The organism is Pseudomonas sp. S2_E01 (genome assembly GCF_054668365.1).
In genome coordinates this window covers 2396853-2413340 of the sequence record NZ_CP162762.1, presented here as the reverse complement: position 1 = coordinate 2413340, position 16488 = coordinate 2396853, and the positions used below count along the sequence as shown (strand labels likewise).

General features: G+C 59.8%; 12 protein-coding genes. 4 read left to right on the top strand and 8 right to left on the bottom strand.

Annotated elements, in window-relative coordinates; translation table 11 throughout:
• Positions 1-9 precede the first annotated feature (9 nt).
• The gene (locus AB4O36_RS11035) at positions 10-618 is read right to left on the bottom strand and encodes a MiaE family protein (protein ID WP_460124897.1); all 609 of its coding nucleotides are present in this window, start codon (positions 616-618) and stop codon (positions 10-12) included.
• Between the two features lie 160 nt (positions 619-778).
• Here AB4O36_RS11035 and AB4O36_RS11030 point away from each other — a divergent pair, with 160 nt between their 5' ends.
• A complete protein-coding gene (locus tag AB4O36_RS11030) occupies positions 779-1642 on the top strand; it encodes a universal stress protein (protein ID WP_460124894.1) in 864 nt (287 codons plus the stop codon).
• 160 nt (positions 1643-1802) lie between these two features.
• Here AB4O36_RS11030 and AB4O36_RS11025 read toward each other — a convergent pair whose 3' ends face one another.
• The gene (locus AB4O36_RS11025) at positions 1803-2273 is read right to left on the bottom strand and encodes a DUF1289 domain-containing protein (RefSeq protein ID WP_460124891.1); all 471 of its coding nucleotides are present in this window, start codon (positions 2271-2273) and stop codon (positions 1803-1805) included.
• Positions 2274-2679: 406 nt separating this feature from the next.
• Here AB4O36_RS11025 and acnB point away from each other — a divergent pair, with 406 nt between their 5' ends.
• Positions 2680-5280 (top strand): bifunctional aconitate hydratase 2/2-methylisocitrate dehydratase, encoded by a 2601-nt coding sequence (acnB, locus tag AB4O36_RS11020; RefSeq protein WP_460126695.1) that lies wholly within the window; start codon positions 2680-2682, stop codon positions 5278-5280.
• A gap of 68 nt (positions 5281-5348) precedes the next feature.
• On the opposite strand, the gene AB4O36_RS11015 is transcribed toward acnB, so the two are convergent.
• On the bottom strand, positions 5349-6755 hold the full coding sequence (locus AB4O36_RS11015) for an NAD(P)/FAD-dependent oxidoreductase (protein ID WP_460141729.1): 1407 nt from the start codon (positions 6753-6755) through the stop codon (positions 5349-5351).
• A gap of 50 nt (positions 6756-6805) precedes the next feature.
• Positions 6806-7621 carry a helix-turn-helix transcriptional regulator gene (locus AB4O36_RS11010; RefSeq protein WP_460124885.1) on the bottom strand — a complete coding sequence of 272 codons (816 nt, stop codon included), beginning with the start codon at positions 7619-7621 and terminating at the stop codon, positions 6806-6808.
• Between the two features lie 264 nt (positions 7622-7885).
• Between AB4O36_RS11010 and AB4O36_RS11005 the strand changes: the two genes are divergently transcribed.
• Positions 7886-8158 (top strand): DUF1652 domain-containing protein, encoded by a 273-nt coding sequence (locus AB4O36_RS11005; RefSeq protein WP_460141728.1) that lies wholly within the window; start codon positions 7886-7888, stop codon positions 8156-8158.
• Positions 8159-8305: 147 nt separating this feature from the next.
• Here AB4O36_RS11005 and AB4O36_RS11000 read toward each other — a convergent pair whose 3' ends face one another.
• On the bottom strand, positions 8306-10777 hold the full coding sequence (locus tag AB4O36_RS11000) for a UvrD-helicase domain-containing protein (RefSeq protein WP_460141727.1): 2472 nt from the start codon (positions 10775-10777) through the stop codon (positions 8306-8308).
• A 235-nt stretch (positions 10778-11012) separates the two neighbouring features.
• On the opposite strand from AB4O36_RS11000, the gene AB4O36_RS10995 reads away from it, so the two are divergent.
• Positions 11013-11708, top strand: a complete 696-nt coding sequence (locus tag AB4O36_RS10995; RefSeq protein WP_460124876.1) for a pirin family protein — start codon at positions 11013-11015, stop codon at positions 11706-11708.
• Positions 11709-11846: 138 nt separating this feature from the next.
• Here AB4O36_RS10995 and pgm read toward each other — a convergent pair whose 3' ends face one another.
• The 3 genes from pgm to AB4O36_RS10980 form a co-directional block, all read right to left on the bottom strand.
• Positions 11847-13493: a phosphoglucomutase (alpha-D-glucose-1,6-bisphosphate-dependent) gene (pgm, locus tag AB4O36_RS10990; protein ID WP_460141726.1), complete on the bottom strand. Its 1647-nt coding sequence runs from the start codon at positions 13491-13493 to the stop codon at positions 11847-11849.
• A 110-nt stretch (positions 13494-13603) separates the two neighbouring features.
• A complete protein-coding gene (locus tag AB4O36_RS10985) occupies positions 13604-15004 on the bottom strand; it encodes an aminotransferase-like domain-containing protein (RefSeq protein ID WP_460124870.1) in 1401 nt (466 codons plus the stop codon).
• Positions 15001-16479 (bottom strand): hypothetical protein, encoded by a 1479-nt coding sequence (locus AB4O36_RS10980; RefSeq protein WP_460141725.1) that lies wholly within the window; start codon positions 16477-16479, stop codon positions 15001-15003. The genes AB4O36_RS10985 and AB4O36_RS10980 overlap by 4 nt, the downstream gene beginning before the upstream one ends.
• Between the last annotated feature and the right edge of the window lie 9 nt (positions 16480-16488).

The window sequence follows — 16488 nt, the reverse complement described above, 5'->3', positions numbered from 1 at the left end:
TCGTGCCGGTCAGTTAATGGCCGGCACACCGCTGTGGAAACGGAATTCCACATCCGGTGACTCGATGAGCGCCTGTTCGGCAGCCCGCACACGCTCGATCACCTGAGCAATGTCCTTCGCGTCCCCGTATTGGTAGGCCAGTTTCAGGTAACCCTGGAAATGCCGGGCTTCACTTTTCAGCAGGCCAAAGTAGAACTTGCCCAGTTCTTCGTCCAGATGCGGCACCAGCGCCTCGAAACGCTCGCAACTGCGGGCCTCGATGAACGCCCCCACCACCAGGGTATCCACCAGTTTGACCGGCTCATGGCTGCGCACCACTTTGCGCAGCCCGGAGGCGTAACGCCCCGCAGATAGCTGGCGCAATCCGATTTTGCGCTTTTTCATCAGGCGCATGACCTGTTCGTGGTGCACCAACTCTTCCCTGGCCAGCCGCGACATCATGTTGATAAGGTCAACGTGGGAATGGTACTTGGCGATCAGGCTCAATGCCGTGCTGGCAGCCTTGAATTCGCAGTTCTTGTGGTCAATCAGCAGCGTTTCCTGATCGGCCAGCGCGGCCTGGACCCAGCCATCGGGGGTGCGGCAGCCTAGGAACTCGTGAATTTCGGGAAGGATCATGGGGCTCACGGACATAAAGGGTTCAATCGAAGGGCGCCGATTATACCGGCCCATCGCCAGACCACCAGCCGCGACCGTTGATATGCATCAAGTCCCCGATGCGCGACCAACAACTATAGTTGTGCAACGTTGTGCTTTTTACTTTCTGGAGAGGCCGATCATGCAAGCCATTCGCAGCATTCTGGTGATCATCGAACCCGAACACGCGGAAAGCCTGGCGCTTAAACGCGCCAAGTTGATTGCCGGCGTGACCCAGGCTCACCTGCACTTGCTGGTCTGCGACCGCAAGCACGATCATAGCGCCATGCTGAGTGTGCTCAAGACCGCGTTGCTGGCGGACGGCTACAGCGTCACCACCGAACAGGCGTGGAACGAAAGCTTGCAGGACACCATTATTGATGTGCAGCAAGCCGAAGGCTGTGGGCTGGTGATCAAGCAACACTTCCCCGACAGCCCGTTGAAAAAGGCACTGCTGACCCCTGCAGACTGGAAATTGCTGCGCGCTTGCCCGACCCCGGTGCTGTTGGTGAAAACCTCGAAACCCTGGACCGGCGGTGTCATCCTGGCAGCGATCGACGTGGGCAATCTCGATGGTGAGCACCGCACGCTGCACGCCACTATCGTCGATCACGGTTTTGACATCGCCAGCCTCGCCAAGGCCCACCTGCATGTCATCAGCGCCCACCCCTCGCCCATGCTGTCGGCCGCAGACCCGTCGATGCAGCTCAGCCAGACTATTGAGGCGCGCTATCGCGAACAGTGCAAGGCATTCCAGGCCGAGTTCGATATCGATGATGAACATCTGCACATCGAGGAAGGTCCGGCGGATGTGCTGATTCCGTTCATGGCACACAAACTTCAGGCATCGGTAACAGTGATAGGCACGGTGGCGAGGTCGGGGTTATCCGGTGCACTGATCGGCAACACCGCTGAAGTAGTGCTCGATGCGGTGGAAAGTGATGTGCTGGTGCTCAAGCCGGATACGGTGATGGACCATCTGGAGGAAATGGTCGCGCAGCATTGAAATCATACATGTCGCCCTGCCCCTGTAGGAGCGAGCTTGTCGAGGCGTCGAACCGTCGCGATGGCGCCGTGTCAGCCAGCTGAGATGCCAACTGTGCCGGCCTCATCGCGAGCAAGCTCGCTCCTACAGGGATGTGACCTCCATTGTGGGAGCGAGCTTTTCAGCCGCCAAACGCATCCTTCAAGAACCCGGGCGCAATGTAACGCTGGTAATGCGCCTCGGAGAGCAGGAAAAACTCCCGATCAATGGCATCACGCAACTCCGGCAGATTCCAGTCGCGGAATTCCGGCAGCAGCACCATCCCGTAGGCCTCAAGGTTGGTGATCACCCGCGCGCCACGTGCAATCAATTGGTACGCCCAGCAATATTCCGACTGATGTGGCACGAAGCGAATCTTTCGTTGTTCCAGCTGCTGGCGCAGGCGTTCCTTGTCAAAAACCTCGAGCTTGGCGGCCATCACCAGGGACAGCAGTTGCTCCAGTCGTAACCAGACCGCACGTTTTTCCTCCTCGTTGTAACCATTCCAATTGATCACTTCGTGGTGGAAGCGCTTGCAGCCACGGCACACCAGATCTCCGTAAACAGTGGAGCAAAGGCCGACGCAGGGGGTCTTGATGGTTTGATTGGGCATAGGTCAACAAGCATGGGGCAGCAGGACAGGCGGGCATGTTAGCCCTTTGTCTAACATTCATCACCCCTCAAAGTTCAGGGTCGAACTTACCTTTAATTTTTTTTTGCCGTAGAATCAGCCTGCCTTTTTAGGCGCCAATGTCCGTAAGAAGCTGTTTTCAAAGCGTCACGAGCACAGTCGTTCCTTCAGAGCGGTGTTGGCGAAGGGTTTTTCCAGCGGGGAAAAGCCCAACGCCAACCCTCATCAGCTCCCGTTCTGCAGGCGTAAAACTTTGAAAGCAGCTTCTGTAAGGAATTGCCGGTAATTCTGGCCAAGTGGCTCACAACGCCATGCAGCGCATGAGTACGGCAATTTCGGGATGAGCGTCCCGGACACCCATTTGGGACCACTGATGAGGGTAATAACTGTGCTTGAAGCCTACCGCAAACATATCGAAGAGCGTGCAGCACTGGGTATCGTTCCCCAGCCGCTTAACGCCGAACAAACTGCAGGCCTGGTCGAGCTGCTGAAAAATCCCCCGGCTGGCGAAGAAGCTTTCCTCGTTGACCTGATCACCAATCGCGTTCCGCCAGGAGTGGACGAAGCAGCCTATGTAAAGGCCGGCTTCCTGTCTGCCGTTGCCAAGGGCGAAGCGAAATCCCCTCTGATCGACAAAAAGCGCGCTGTTGAACTGCTCGGCACCATGCAAGGCGGCTACAACATCGTGACCCTCGTCGCCCTGCTGGACGACGCTGAGCTGGCACCCGTGGCCGCCCAGGAACTCAAGCACACCCTGCTGATGTTCGATGCCTTCCACGACGTGGCTGAAAAAGCCAAGAACGGCAACGTTCACGCCAAGGCCGTACTGCAATCCTGGGCTGATGGCGAGTGGTTCATCAAGCGCCCGACCCTGGCCGACAAGATCAGCCTGCGTGTGTTCAAGGTTACCGGCGAGACCAACACCGACGACCTGTCCCCTGCTCCTGATGCCTGGTCCCGCCCGGACATCCCGCTGCACGCCCTGGCGATGCTGAAAATGGCTCGCGACGGTATCGTGCCTGACGTCCAGGGCGTCACCGGCCCGATGAAGCAGATCGAAGAAATGCGCAACGGTGAATTCCCTGTTGCCTATGTAGGTGACGTGGTCGGTACCGGTTCCTCGCGTAAATCGGCGACCAACTCGGTCCTGTGGTTCTTCGGCGACGACATCCCGTACGTACCGAACAAGCGTGGCGGCGGTTTCTGCTTCGGCAGCAAGATCGCTCCGATCTTCTACAACACCATGGAAGATGCCGGCGCCCTGCCTATTGAATTCGACGTTTCCAACATGAACATGGGCGACGTGATCGACCTGTATCCGCATGCTGGCAAAGTCTGCAAACACGGCACCGACGAAGTCCTGGCCACCTTCGAAATGAAGACCCCGGTCCTGCTGGACGAAGTTCGTGCTGGCGGTCGTATTCCTCTGATCATCGGCCGCGGCCTGACCGAGAAGGCACGTGCCGAACTGGGTCTGCCACCGTTCGATCTGTTCAAGAAGCCTGAAGCACCCGCTGAAAGCACCAAGGGTTTCACCCTGGCGCAGAAAATGGTCGGCAAGGCTTGCGGCGTAGCCGGTGTGCGTCCTGGCACCTACTGCGAACCGAAGATGACCACCGTGGGCTCCCAGGACACCACCGGTCCAATGACCCGTGATGAACTGAAAGACCTGGCGTGCCTGGGCTTCTCCGCTGACCTGGTGATGCAGTCCTTCTGCCACACCGCGGCTTATCCAAAGCCGATCGACGTGACCACCCACCACACCCTGCCTGACTTCATCATGACCCGCGGCGGCGTTTCCCTGCGTCCGGGCGACGGCATCATCCACTCGTGGTTGAACCGCATGCTGCTGCCAGACACTGTTGGTACCGGTGGCGACTCGCACACCCGTTTCCCAATGGGCATCTCGTTCCCGGCCGGTTCCGGTCTGGTCGCGTTCGCCGCAGCCACTGGCGTCATGCCGCTGGACATGCCGGAATCGATCCTGGTGCGTTTCAAAGGCAAGATGCAACCGGGCGTCACCCTGCGCGACCTCGTGCACGCCATTCCTTACTTCGCCATCCAGTCGGGCCTCCTGACCGTTGAGAAGAAAGGCAAGAAGAACGCCTTCTCCGGCCGCATCCTGGAAATCGAAGGCCTGGACAACCTGAGCATCGAGCAAGCTTTCGAGCTGTCCGACGCCTCGGCCGAACGTTCGGCTGCCGGTTGCACCATCAAGCTGTCCAAAGAGTCGATCACCGAGTACCTGCAATCGAACATCACCCTGCTGCGCTGGATGATCGGCGAAGGCTACGGTGACGTGCGCACCCTGGAACGTCGCGCTCAAGCGATGGAAGCCTGGATTGCCAACCCTGAGTTGATGGTTGCCGATGCTGACGCCGAATACGCCGAAGTCATCGAAATCGACCTGGCCGACATCAAGGAGCCTGTGCTCTGCGCGCCGAACGACCCGGACGACGCTCGTCTGCTCTCCAGCGTTGCTGGCGAGAAGATCGACGAAGTGTTCATCGGTTCGTGCATGACCAACATTGGTCACTTCCGCGCTGCCGGTAAACTGCTGGATCAGGTCAAGGGTCAGCTGCCAACCCGTCTGTGGCTGTCGCCGCCGACCAAGATGGACGCTCACCAACTGACCGAAGAAGGCTACTACGGCATCTACGGCAAGGCTGGCGCGCGCATGGAAATGCCGGGCTGCTCGCTGTGCATGGGTAACCAGGCACGTGTCGAGCCGAACTCGACCGTTGTGTCGACTTCGACCCGTAACTTCCCGAACCGTCTGGGTGACGGCGCGAACGTCTACCTGGCTTCGGCTGAACTGGCGTCCGTGGCTTCCATCCTGGGTCGCCTGCCGACCGTCGAGGAGTACATGGAATACGCTGGCAAGATCGACAGCATGGCGGCCGATGTCTACCGCTACCTGTCCTTCGACCAGATTGCCGAGTTCCGTGAAGCTGCTGCGAACGCCAACATCCCGGTCGTTCAAGCCTAACGCTGCAACGCAATGAAAAGCGCCGCCCATCGTGAGATGAGCGGCGTTTTTTTATGCCTTGCGAAACATCAATGCATGAAACCTTCCATGAAACCGGCGACGCTACTGGCGAGCCTGCGCCGCCAGGGCGCGGTAGCCGGATTGGCGAGGACCTGGTCTTCGTGGACAAAGCTGCGGATGATTGCGTTGTAACCGAGCCAGCGGCAGGGTTCCGGCTCCCAGGCTTTGAGAGACCCCAGCCCGCCTTGAGGGATGACCCAGGGCTGGTGCACCAGCTCGCTGTCGCGCTGCAGGATCAGATCGGCCAGGGTGCGCCCGCCCAGGTTGCTGGCCCCCACACCTTCACCGCCGTAACCACCCGACAAGGCAATGCCGCTGGCGTGATCACACAACATGTGCGGCTGGAATCGCCGGGACATGCCCAGGTTGCCGCCCCAGCCGTGGGTGATGCGCACGTTTTTGAGTTGCGGGAACAACTCGCCGAACAGGTAGCGACGCAGCTCGACTTCATGACGGGTCAAATCGAAGTTCTCCCGCAGCCTGCCGGCAAACTGATAGCCGCCGCGCGCACCGAACACCAGGCGGTTGTCCGCCGTGCGCTGGCCGTAAGTGACCTGACGACTGCTTTCGCCGAACGCCTGTCCGCGGCTCAGACCTATTTCGTCCCACGTCGCGGCAGGCAAGGGTTCGGTGGCGACGATCAGGCTCTGCACCGGCAACTGATAACGCCCCAGGCCCGGCAAGGTCGCGGCATACCCCTCCACTGCCGGCACGACCCACCGAGTACGCACAGAGGATTTCGCCGTGCGCAGGCTGCCCGATTGCCAATGGGTGACCGGGCTGTTCTCGTAAATCCTGACGCCCATCCGCTCAACGGTACGCGCCAGGCCACGCACCAGTTTCGCCGGGTGAATGGTGGCGACGTGCGGTGCAAAGATGCCGCCATAGGGCTTGGCGATCCGGATCTGTTGTGTAAGTTGCTCTGGGGTAAGCCAGCGATACTCACGTTCGCTCAAGCCTTGCAGGTAAAGCTTGTCCAGATAATCGCGCAGGCTGGCTTCCTGTTCGGGATAGCGTGCGGCGCAGTACAGCGCCCCGCCCTTGCGGTAATCACAGTCAATGCGTTCACGTTCGAGCACGATTTCCACTTCATCGGCGATGCCGTGCAGCAACTCGTAGGAAGCACGGCGCTGCTCCGCAGGCAGATTGGCCAGCAAGCGGTCCTCACCAAGAATATTGCCCATCAGCCAGCCGCCGTTGCGCCCGGACGCGCCAAAACCGGCGGTCTGCGCTTCGACAATGGCGATATTCAGGCCCGGCGCCTGCCGCTTGAGGTAATAGGCCGTCCACAGGCCGGTGTAGCCAGCACCAATGATGGCAACGTCGACATCCAGGTCTCGTTCCAGTGCCGGGCGCGCCAGCAGCGGCTCGTCGAGCTGATCCATCCACAAACTGATAGTGCGCCACGCCGGCATGCCAACCTCACCACTCGAACGTTAGATGGCGTTGATCCTAGTGCGTAGGCTCAGGGACTGTCTTGCGCGCGTGCACGCAAGGAAATTTGTTTGACGTACGCCTTGGGCGACAGGCCGGTGTGCTGGCGAAAACAACTGTAGAACGCCGATAACGAGTTGAATCCGGCGGCGAACGCAAGATCGTCGATGCGTAGCGGTGGCGTGGCGATGTCCAGTGCAGCCAGCAGATGGTGCAGGCGTGCCTGATTGACGTATCGGTAGAAGCTCAGGCCCAGCACCTGGTTCATCAGATAGGAGATCTGATTGCGGCTGTACCCACACTCCTTCGCCACCCGTTGCAGATCGAGTTCAGGGTCGAGATAGGGTTGCTGGCGCTCGAAATAGTGTTGCAGGTCTTCGGCCATGAAGCTCAACTGGCGCGCCGACAAACCCAGTCGACTGGCAGCCGGTCTTGGTGTGGCGTTCGATTGCCCGCAAGCTTGCTCGCGAACCAGCGACGCGTACTCGTTGACCCGCCAGATGAGCCCGTCGCGCACGGTAATTGCCTCGCTGGCCCGAAATGACACCAGCCCATCGCCGCCACGCAGGGTAATTCGATACTGGATAAACGCCGTGTCGCCGTCCAGACGGATCCGGTCCGTATGCTCCAGCGCCTCGTCCGGGTCGCGCGGCATGCTGCTGCGAACGTATTCGCGCAACTCATCAAGACCCATCACGCGGTTCTGGAAGAAGTCGTTGTAGAGCACATCCGGGTGATAAAGCGCCATGACCCCGTCCAGATCCCTGTGTTTCCAGCGCAGGTGATACCGCATGACCGTCTCGCTCGTGGCCTGGGTTTGCAGCGGACCATCATCTTCGGCGGGCATTGCGGGTCTCTACGGGAAAACAGCGAGCTTGCCGAAATTAGCCGGCGGCTTCAACGGGGATTCAGTAATGGCGTTTCGCCCAAGCACCCACACTGCTGTGACCTGGGTCAAAAAAAACTGAACCAATCGCCAAACGGCCTGAAAATTCCATATTCCTTTCACATCCAGATGCTACTTTTAACGAGTCACCGGTTGAGCCAATGAAGGCTCTTCCCTCCTGCACATGAGCTAAAGGAAGCGCTCGAACATGAAGGTGGGCAACATATGAATAAAGGGTTCAGCAAGGTCACTTTTCCAAACGCCTGCCAGTTGATGCGCTGGCATTTTCATCCCATGGGTTTCGAGGCGAGCATGGACGCCCCAGGCAGTATGGTCGCCCGTCTGTTTGACCGTGCCAGTGGCGAGACCATGATTGCCATCGCCGGTATTCCGTGCGCAACGGTCATGAATGCCGCAGATGTGGAACGAATAATCGAAGCGGTGGAGGATGAGCTTGAGTCGTTCATCCCACCGGTCGCGCTCAGGAGCTATGCCTGAGACTTCCTCTGTAGGAGCGAGCTCGTCGAGGCGTCGAACCGTCGCGATGGTAGTCCAGACAACGCTGTCATCCTGACGCCCCTCGTCATCGTGGACGCCCATCGCGACGGTTCGACGCCTCGACAAGCTCGCTCCTACAGGGGGGCTTCAACCGGCGCGGCCTTTGCGCTGGTCCGCAAAAAACGGCTTGCCCTTTCCGATCCGGTCCGAAGCCTTGGGCATATTCGCCACCTGTGCATCCTGCCCATCGACATACCAGTAGCAATGACTCACCGCCCGCGTGATTCCCACATATGCCAAACGCAGGATTTCGTCTTTCTGGGCGTTATCGTAGGCCTCATTGTCGTTTGGCTTGCCCAGACCGGCCATGCGGTAAACCTGATTTTTGTAAGGGGAGCTGGTCAGGTGCTGACAGTCACCCAACAGGAAAACAGCGTCAGCCTGCAGCCCTTTGGCACTGTGGTAGGTCAGTTGCTTCAACCTTCGAGATTCGTACGGCAAGCTAGAATCTGCATTAAGTACCGGTTGAATATACTGCTCTATCAATGACTTATCGCTGCTTTTTCGATAAAGCATCAAGATTGAATCGCCCTGTTTGTAATGCTCCATCAATCTCAAGGCCATGGCTTGGTCATCGCGATCCAACACATTGACGGGCCACAGGGATTTAGCTTCCCGGGCTGCCCTGGCCTTCTTGCCCGCGATAGCCGGTGCCGCGCGGACGATGTACTCGGCGGCGTCGATGATGTGTTGGTGGCTGCGGTAGTTGTCGCTGAGCATGACCCTGGTGGTGCTCGGCGACGCAAATTCCTTGTTGAACTCCATAAAGTAACTGGGTGAGCTGCCCCGCCACCCATAAATGGACTGCCAGTCATCGCCCACGCAGAGCAGCGAGGAGCGCTGGGCACCACGGCCCACGTGCATCGCCGGCCCACGGCTGCGGATTTCGGCAAGGCTGGCGCGAATCCAGGAAACGATCTGCGGCGACACGTCCTGGAACTCGTCGATCATCAGGTGCGACAACGGTCGCAGCAGCTCATCACTGAGCAGCTTCTGGTTTTCCGGAGAATGCTCGCTGAAGAGCGCAAACATGCGGTTATAGGTCATCACTGGCGGTTTCTGATCCAGCAGATGATCTTCCAGTGCCCGCCAGTACAGGCTCAGGGCCTCAAAGAAAAAACGGTCCGGATCATCCTTGGCGAAACTCATCTGGGCGACGGCACTCGGCACGTCCAGGCCCAGGTTTTCGATAAACCCGGCTGCGGTGACAAAACAGTCGAGCAGTGGTGCCGAACCCAGCTCGCCCTTGATCTTGTAATCGAACCCCGGCCCGGCGCTGGCATCGCCAGCCAGGGACGCCAAGACTCGCTTGGACGACTCATAACTATCCAGCCATATCAATGGCTTACGACAGAAAGCTTGAAATAGGGTGCGCTTCACTGCCCACTCTGCACGGACGCTGAGCTTGGCATTCGGGCGGCTGACCTGGGGGTTCTCCCGAGGGTCGAAGCCCAGCACCACCCAGGCATCCAGGCTGGGAATGTAGCCGTGACAGTGAAACGTTGAGCCATTGATATCGAATGTCTGCCGGTTAGGTTCGATGCCCTTGATGGGCCAGGCACCCGCGGCAAACCACAGGTCTTCGACAAAATCGCACAGCTCTTCATCACGCTTGGCCGCGAGTTCGGTCACCGCGACGCGCTTCTGCACGTCCGGGTGATCGCGCTCAAGCTCCTTGAGCTGCAGGGCGTGGCGGGACAACGGCTTGATCAGTTCGCGAAAGCGTTCGTCACGGCCATGCAACTGGTGATAACAGGCGTTGAGCAACTGGCGCTGGGCGTCGTTGATGCGCAGATCGAACGGATTGCTGTCGGCCTCCTCATCCCCACTGTGCGGGCGATGACTGATGTTTTCGAATGCTTGCAGGCGCTCGAAACCCGGCAGGCTACGCACCATTGGCAGAATCCGCGAGTGGAAGGTTCGCACCAGGTCCCGCGCCTCTTTCAGGCTCAGCCTCTGCCCCCAGAGGGCAAACAGCTCGATCAGTTTGTTGATGAAGTCCTTGCGGGACTCCCGGGTAAAGGTCACTACCGTCATCGAATCCAGCTCGAAGCCCAGATAGTGGGTCAGCAACACGATGCGCAGCGCCAGGGTCGTCGACTTGCCGGCGCCGGCACCGGCGATGACCGATGTAGAGGGCGTTTCGCTGAAGATCATCTTCCACTGCGCGGCGCTGGGTTGGGCATAAGCAGGCAGCAACCGCGCCACGTCGGCCTTCATGCGCTTTTTCAACTCGGCATTCAGAGGCAGGCGCCAATCGTCGAACAGGTTGTCATCGACGTTGGGGGCACGGTGTTCGGTCGAGCGAGAATCGCGAATCAGCAAGACCTGGCGACCTTCCTCCAGGCCTTCGAGCTTGCCTTCCTTAAAGCCGTAGTCGACACCCGCACTGTGCCCGCTGCGAAACCCGTCGGCCTGGCCATGCAACCAGGAGGCCCGGTGCTGCGCACGCAAGCGCGTCAGGCCATGCCCAAAGAAACGGGCGGCCAATCGCTTGAGCAAAGGCATTTCAGCAAGGGGGCGAAGTTCAGGCGGAAGATCGGAGGTGTGTTGCGGCACGCGCTGGCTCCAGAGTGTAAGGCTGTTGAGGTCTATGGTGTCTGCATTTGCCTTTCAGTTCTAGTGAAATGCTTACAGGTCATTGGCTTATGCGATGAACTGAAGGTTGGATGAGAATGTTTCGAGGTCCAATCGCATCAGTCGATTCGATGGTAATGCTGCACTTTTTACGCTTTTTCTCGATGAGTGCGTGTTGGATGATGCTCGCCATCAATATCCAATTCAGGAGACGATCATGCTCGAACTCAGACCCTTCAAGTCCCTGGGCGGCGCCCACCACGGCTGGTTGGACGCGCACCACCACTTTTCGTTCGCCGAGTACTATGACCCCAATCGCATGAACTGGGGCAACCTGCGCGTCTGGAATGATGACGTGATTGCGGCCGGTACCGGGTTCCCGACCCATCCGCACCGGGACATGGAAATCATCACGTATGTTCGTGAAGGCGCGATTTCCCACCAGGACAACCTGGGCAACAAGGGCCGCACTGAAGCAGGTGACGTTCAGGTCATGAGCGCCGGGACCGGGATCGCCCACAGCGAGTACAACCTGGAAAGCACCGACACCAAGATCTTCCAGATCTGGATCATTCCCAATGAATCGGGACTGGCACCTTCATGGGGCGCGAAACCCTTCCCCAAAGGAGACCGCGAAGGCTTCGTCACCCTGGCCAGCGGCAAATCCGGCGATGACCAGAGCTTGCGGATTCGTGCAGATGCGCGGTTGGTGGCGGCAAACCTGAAGGCCGGTGAGTCTGCCGAATACCAATTGGACAGCGGCCGACGTGCTTACCTGGTTCCTGCCACAGGTGTCATTGAAGTCAACGGCTTACGCGCTGAAGCTCGAGACGGCGTCGCAGTGGCCGATGAGCAGGTGTTGCGGGTGACGGCGATCGAAGACAGTGAGATCGTGTTGGTTGATTTGGCCTGAACCTGCGGTTGCTACGGAGACTGTAGGAGCGAGCATGCTCGCGATGGTCGTTAACGGTAACGCTGGGTGTCTGAATGCCCGCGGTGCCTGGGCTACCATCGCGAGCGTGCTCGCTCCTACAGGTATGTGGGGATTGGGTTATTTCGTGGAAATCGCCCCATCCACCAGCGTCTGCGCTTCAGCCACCAACTGCTTGAGGTGCTCGTCGCTGACAAAGCTCTCGGCATAGATCTTGTAGATGTCCTCAGTGCCCGACGGACGCGCCGCAAACCAGCCGTTCTCGGTCATCACCTTCAGGCCGCCAATGGCTTGGTCGTTGCCCGGGGCATGGCTGAGGATACTCTGGATCGGTTCGCCCGCCAGTTCGGTCGAGGTGACCTGCTCCGGCGACAGTTTGCTCAACAGCGCTTTCTGCTGCGGGTTGGCCTTGGCATCGACGCGCACGGAGAACGGCTCACCCAGCTCGTCGGTCAATGCACGATAGGCCTGGCTCGGGTCGCGACCGGTACGAGCAGTCATTTCCGCCGCCAACAATGCCGGAATCAGACCGTCCTTGTCGGTACTCCACACGCCGCCGTCCTTGCGCAGGAACGAGGCCCCGGCGCTTTCCTCACCGCCAAAGCCCAGCGAGCCGTCAAACAGCCCGTCGGCAAACCACTTGAAGCCCACCGGCACTTCATACAGGCGACGACCGAGGCGCTTGGCCACCCGATCGATCAAACCGCTGCTGACCACTGTCTTGCCCACGGCTGCATCGGCGCGCCATTGCGGGCGATTCTGGAACAGATAGTCGATGGACACAGCCAGGTAGTTGTTTGGTGCAAGCAGACCGCCTGAGGGCGTCACGATGCCATGGCGGTCGTGGTCCGGATCACAGGCGAACGCCACGTCGAAGCGCTCCTTGAGACCGATCAGGCCCTGCATGGCGTGGCTGGACGAGGGGTCCATGCGGATCTGGCCGTCCCAATCCACGGTCATGAAGCGGAAGGTCGAATCGACTTCCTTGTTCACCACTTCAAGGTCCAGCTTGTAGTGCTCGGCAATCGCCGACCAGTAGCGAACCCCTGCTCCGCCCAGCGGATCGACGCCCAGACGCAGCTTCGCATCGCGAATGGCATCGAAGTCGATCACGTTGATCAAGTCGGCGACGTAGGTATTGAGGTAATCGTGACGATGGGTGGTGCTGGCCTTCAGCGCCTGCTCGTAGCTGATCCGCTTGACGCCGGCGAGCTTGTTTCCCAGCAGTTCGTTGGCCTTGGCTTCGATCCACTTGGTGACATGGGTATCGGCCGGACCACCATTGGTTGGGTTGTATTTGTAGCCACCGCTTTGCGGCGGGTTGTGCGACGGCGTGATGACGATGCCATCCGCCAGCCCTGAAGTGCGGCCACGGTTGTAGCAAAGAATCGCGTGGGACACCGCCGGGGTCGGGGTGTATTCGTCACCCTCGGCGATCATCACCGTGACGCCGTTGGCGGCCAGCACCTCAAGCGCCGTGGCGCCGGCAGGCGTCGACAGCGCATGGGTATCGATACCGACGAACAGCGGACCATCGATGCCCTGGGCTTCGCGATACAGGCAGATCGCCTGGCTGATCGCCAGAACGTGCCATTCGTTGAAACTCAGATCGAACGAGCTGCCCCGGTGTCCGGACGTGCCAAACGCCACGCGCTGGGTCGAGATGCTGGCATCGGGCTGGCCGGTGTAATAGGCCGTGACCAGTCGCGGGATGTCGACCAACAGTTGCGCCGGTGCCGGTTTGCCCGCAAAAGGACTGAGTGTCATGCAAAACCTCTGGAATAGAGTGGTTCAGGGATGGATCGCAGTTTACTGGCAGTTTGACCGCAACGCGATGGGATCGATCCACGGGCCCGCAACGATGTTTTGCATCCTGCTCAGTCGACGGACTCCAGCCGCAGTGCATCCCCCAACAAACTCAGCGCGGCCACCACATCGTGATCACCGTCGTAGGCATGGCTCAGGCGCAAATGCTGCGAATGCAGGCCCTGGAGGCTGAACAACTCTCCGGGCGCAATCACCACGTGATGCTTGAGCAGGCGCTGGAATACCCCGCGCATATCGACCTGGCGCAGGGAACGCGCCCAGATGGTCGCCCCGCCCTGAGGCTCGACCACCTGCAGGGCGTCGCCCAGACGCTCCTGCAACAGCTGCGTCATTTGCACTTTTCGCTCCCTGAGCAACCTTCGCAGCACCTGAAGGTGCTGGTCGATCCGGCCATTGCCGTACAAGCGGGCTATCGCCTTCTGCCGGATCGGCGACAAACGAAAAGCGCGCAACAGGAAATGCCGCTGTAATTGCTCACTCAGGTGCCGCGACAATAGATAACCGTAAGGGGCCTCGGGGCCGATGATTTTTTCGAACGTGGAGAACACGATCAGCCGTTCAGGGTCGAGCAGATCGCGAAACCGGGTGCTGCCCGGCTCGAATTCGAGCTCGCCGCAACAGTCGTTCTCCAAGACCCAGCAACTCTTTTGCGCCAGCAAATGCGCGACAGCCTGTCGGTTATCGTCAGGCGCCAGGCTGCCGCGTGGCACGTTCAAACCTGAGGACAGCATCACCAGTTGCACTCGACGGGTTTCCAGCAACCCTTCGAGCTGCGCCGTATCCAGATTGCCGTTGGCCTGGACCGGCCACTCGATCACCTGGACACCCGCTTCCTGCAGCAGGCGAAGAATGGTCCAGTCGCAGGGCGCTTCAACCACCACGGCGGCATCCTTGAGGTTCAGTACCGCAATCAGGATTTCCAGGACACCGCGCAGGTCCGCGCCGATGTACACGTCATCGGCATGCCAGCAGCGCACGGGCGATGTGGTGTAGCGCGCAGCCAGCGCGGTACGCAGTTCAAGTTCACCGCAAGGCTGCGCCGGTGGTTGCGGCAGGCGCGGGTACTGGCGGAGCAACTCGCGCTCAAGCAACAACAATGGGCTGTCGAGCGGTTGCAGCAGCGCCGGCTCATCGGCGCTGAAGACCATCATGCCCGGACGTCGGGCGCTGACGTACACGGTTTCGAGCAGATCGCCGTCGGCACCCGGCATACTCAGCGATGACACCGGCATCGCGTAATACCCCGACTTGGCCACCGAATAGACCCGCCCTTCCTTCTCCAGCAGCGAATACGCGTACTGGATGGTGGAGATCGAGACACTCAAACGATTGGCCAGTTGGCGCAACGAAGGTAAACGCACGTTGGTATCGTTGCCCGGATCGTTGATCAGGTGGGTCAGGTATCGGTACACCGCCTGATAGGCAAAATCGGTCTCGCGGGGTCCTTTCAACGTCCCGCTGACCATTCACCCGCCACCGCTGCCTCATGATGGGCGGCAAATCCGTCGAAGTCATCGAAAATGCTGTCTCTGAGCCCGCTCTCGACAGCAGGCACCGGCCCCATGCGATACAGCCTGCTGATCAGGTTGACCGGTAGACCGCTGACATCGACCATCCATTGCGCGATCTGCTCCGATACGGGACTGCCCTGCATCGCCCGGTGCAAGTCAGGCATGGCCACCAGCATGCCCGGGTGGCACTGGCGCAGGAACCGCTCAAGCCCGGCGCCGCTGTCGACGAAAGGAGCGAAGAGCAGGCACACCAACTGCGCCTCGCTCAACCCGAGACTCTTCTGCGCCTCCTCGCCAGCCAGGGCGCGCTGATCCGACACCCTCGCGGGATTGCCGAACACTTCAACCGCCTGCTCGCACAGGCGTTCAGGCAGACGCTTGCGGCGCATCATCACCAAGGCGCGCTGCAGGTAACCGGCGACACCCGACTCGTAACTGCCGCCATGCACGAAAGAGGCTTGCAGCCCGCGAATATGGGCGGAAATCATCGGACTGACGTAATCGTTCTCGCGCAGCTGCGCCGTGAGTTCGTCAGGCTGGAATCCGAGGAATTCAGTGAGCAGCGGCCAACGCTCCTCTCGATTGCTGACCAGCATGTCGTGAATATCGATAAAGGTGGAGCGACGACAGGCTTCGAACTGTTCAGCCGGACGCCATGGTGCCTGGTCCTGTGCGCCATGCAGCGCCCGGTAGAGATCGCTACCCAGCTCATCGAGAACCGTATAAAGCTCCTCGAACCCCGTCCCCGCAAGACGCGGCGCTTTGAGCCCGGCCTTGCCCGCCGCTCGCTTCAGACCGTCGAGGAACCGTTTCTGCTGGCGCGGCGTCTCGCTGCAAACGAACGCATCAACCCCCCGATTCCAACGCGCCACCTGCCCATAGAACTCGCCCGTGGCCAGGTAGCCGTCATCCCAGAGGTCCAGCGGACCTCCCAGGGTCCGGCGATGGCCGACCATCAGCAGATTAAGACGATTGGCTTCACGGCCGGCGTCAGAAACGGGAGCCGGCTGGGTAAAGGGCAAGATCTGGCGGTGGTCGGCCGTCACCACCTCCACCCGCGGGTCATCGTAGAAAAACAAGGCGCTATTGCACCGGTGGAGGTTGTCCTGCGCCAACGCACTCACGCCGCTCCTGCGCAATGAAGCCACGCGCAACTGGAATGTCGCGGGAGCCCGGCCGGCAATGCTCAACTGCGCTGCCCGCAGCAATGCCAAGGTGTAGCAACTGTCCCGGGACCCGGACTGAACGGCCAGCACCTTGTAATCACCAATGTGTTCCATGCCACCGGCGGTGACGACCAAACGCTGGATCAACAGCTGCAGTGCCGTGCGTTCCGCTCGGGAAAAGAAACTCAGCAAACGTTGCAGCATTTGCTGATAGACATAGTTCATTGCCTGATCATGAATAAGGGTCATCTTTATTTA

Coding starts and splice junctions, on each gene's coding strand:
- AB4O36_RS11035 (WP_460124897.1), bottom strand. CDS start 618: ATGATCCTTCCCGAAATTCACGAGTTCCTAGGCTGCCGCACCCCCGAT.
- AB4O36_RS11030 (WP_460124894.1), top strand. CDS start 779: ATGCAAGCCATTCGCAGCATTCTGGTGATCATCGAACCCGAACACGCG.
- AB4O36_RS11025 (WP_460124891.1), bottom strand. CDS start 2,273: ATGCCCAATCAAACCATCAAGACCCCCTGCGTCGGCCTTTGCTCCACT.
- AB4O36_RS11015 (WP_460141729.1), bottom strand. CDS start 6,755: ATGCCGGCGTGGCGCACTATCAGTTTGTGGATGGATCAGCTCGACGAG.
- AB4O36_RS11010 (WP_460124885.1), bottom strand. CDS start 7,621: ATGCCCGCCGAAGATGATGGTCCGCTGCAAACCCAGGCCACGAGCGAG.
- AB4O36_RS11005 (WP_460141728.1), top strand. CDS start 7,886: ATGAATAAAGGGTTCAGCAAGGTCACTTTTCCAAACGCCTGCCAGTTG.
- AB4O36_RS10995 (WP_460124876.1), top strand. CDS start 11,013: ATGCTCGAACTCAGACCCTTCAAGTCCCTGGGCGGCGCCCACCACGGC.
- pgm (WP_460141726.1), bottom strand. CDS start 13,493: ATGACACTCAGTCCTTTTGCGGGCAAACCGGCACCGGCGCAACTGTTG.
- AB4O36_RS10980 (WP_460141725.1), bottom strand. CDS start 16,479: ATGACCCTTATTCATGATCAGGCAATGAACTATGTCTATCAGCAAATG.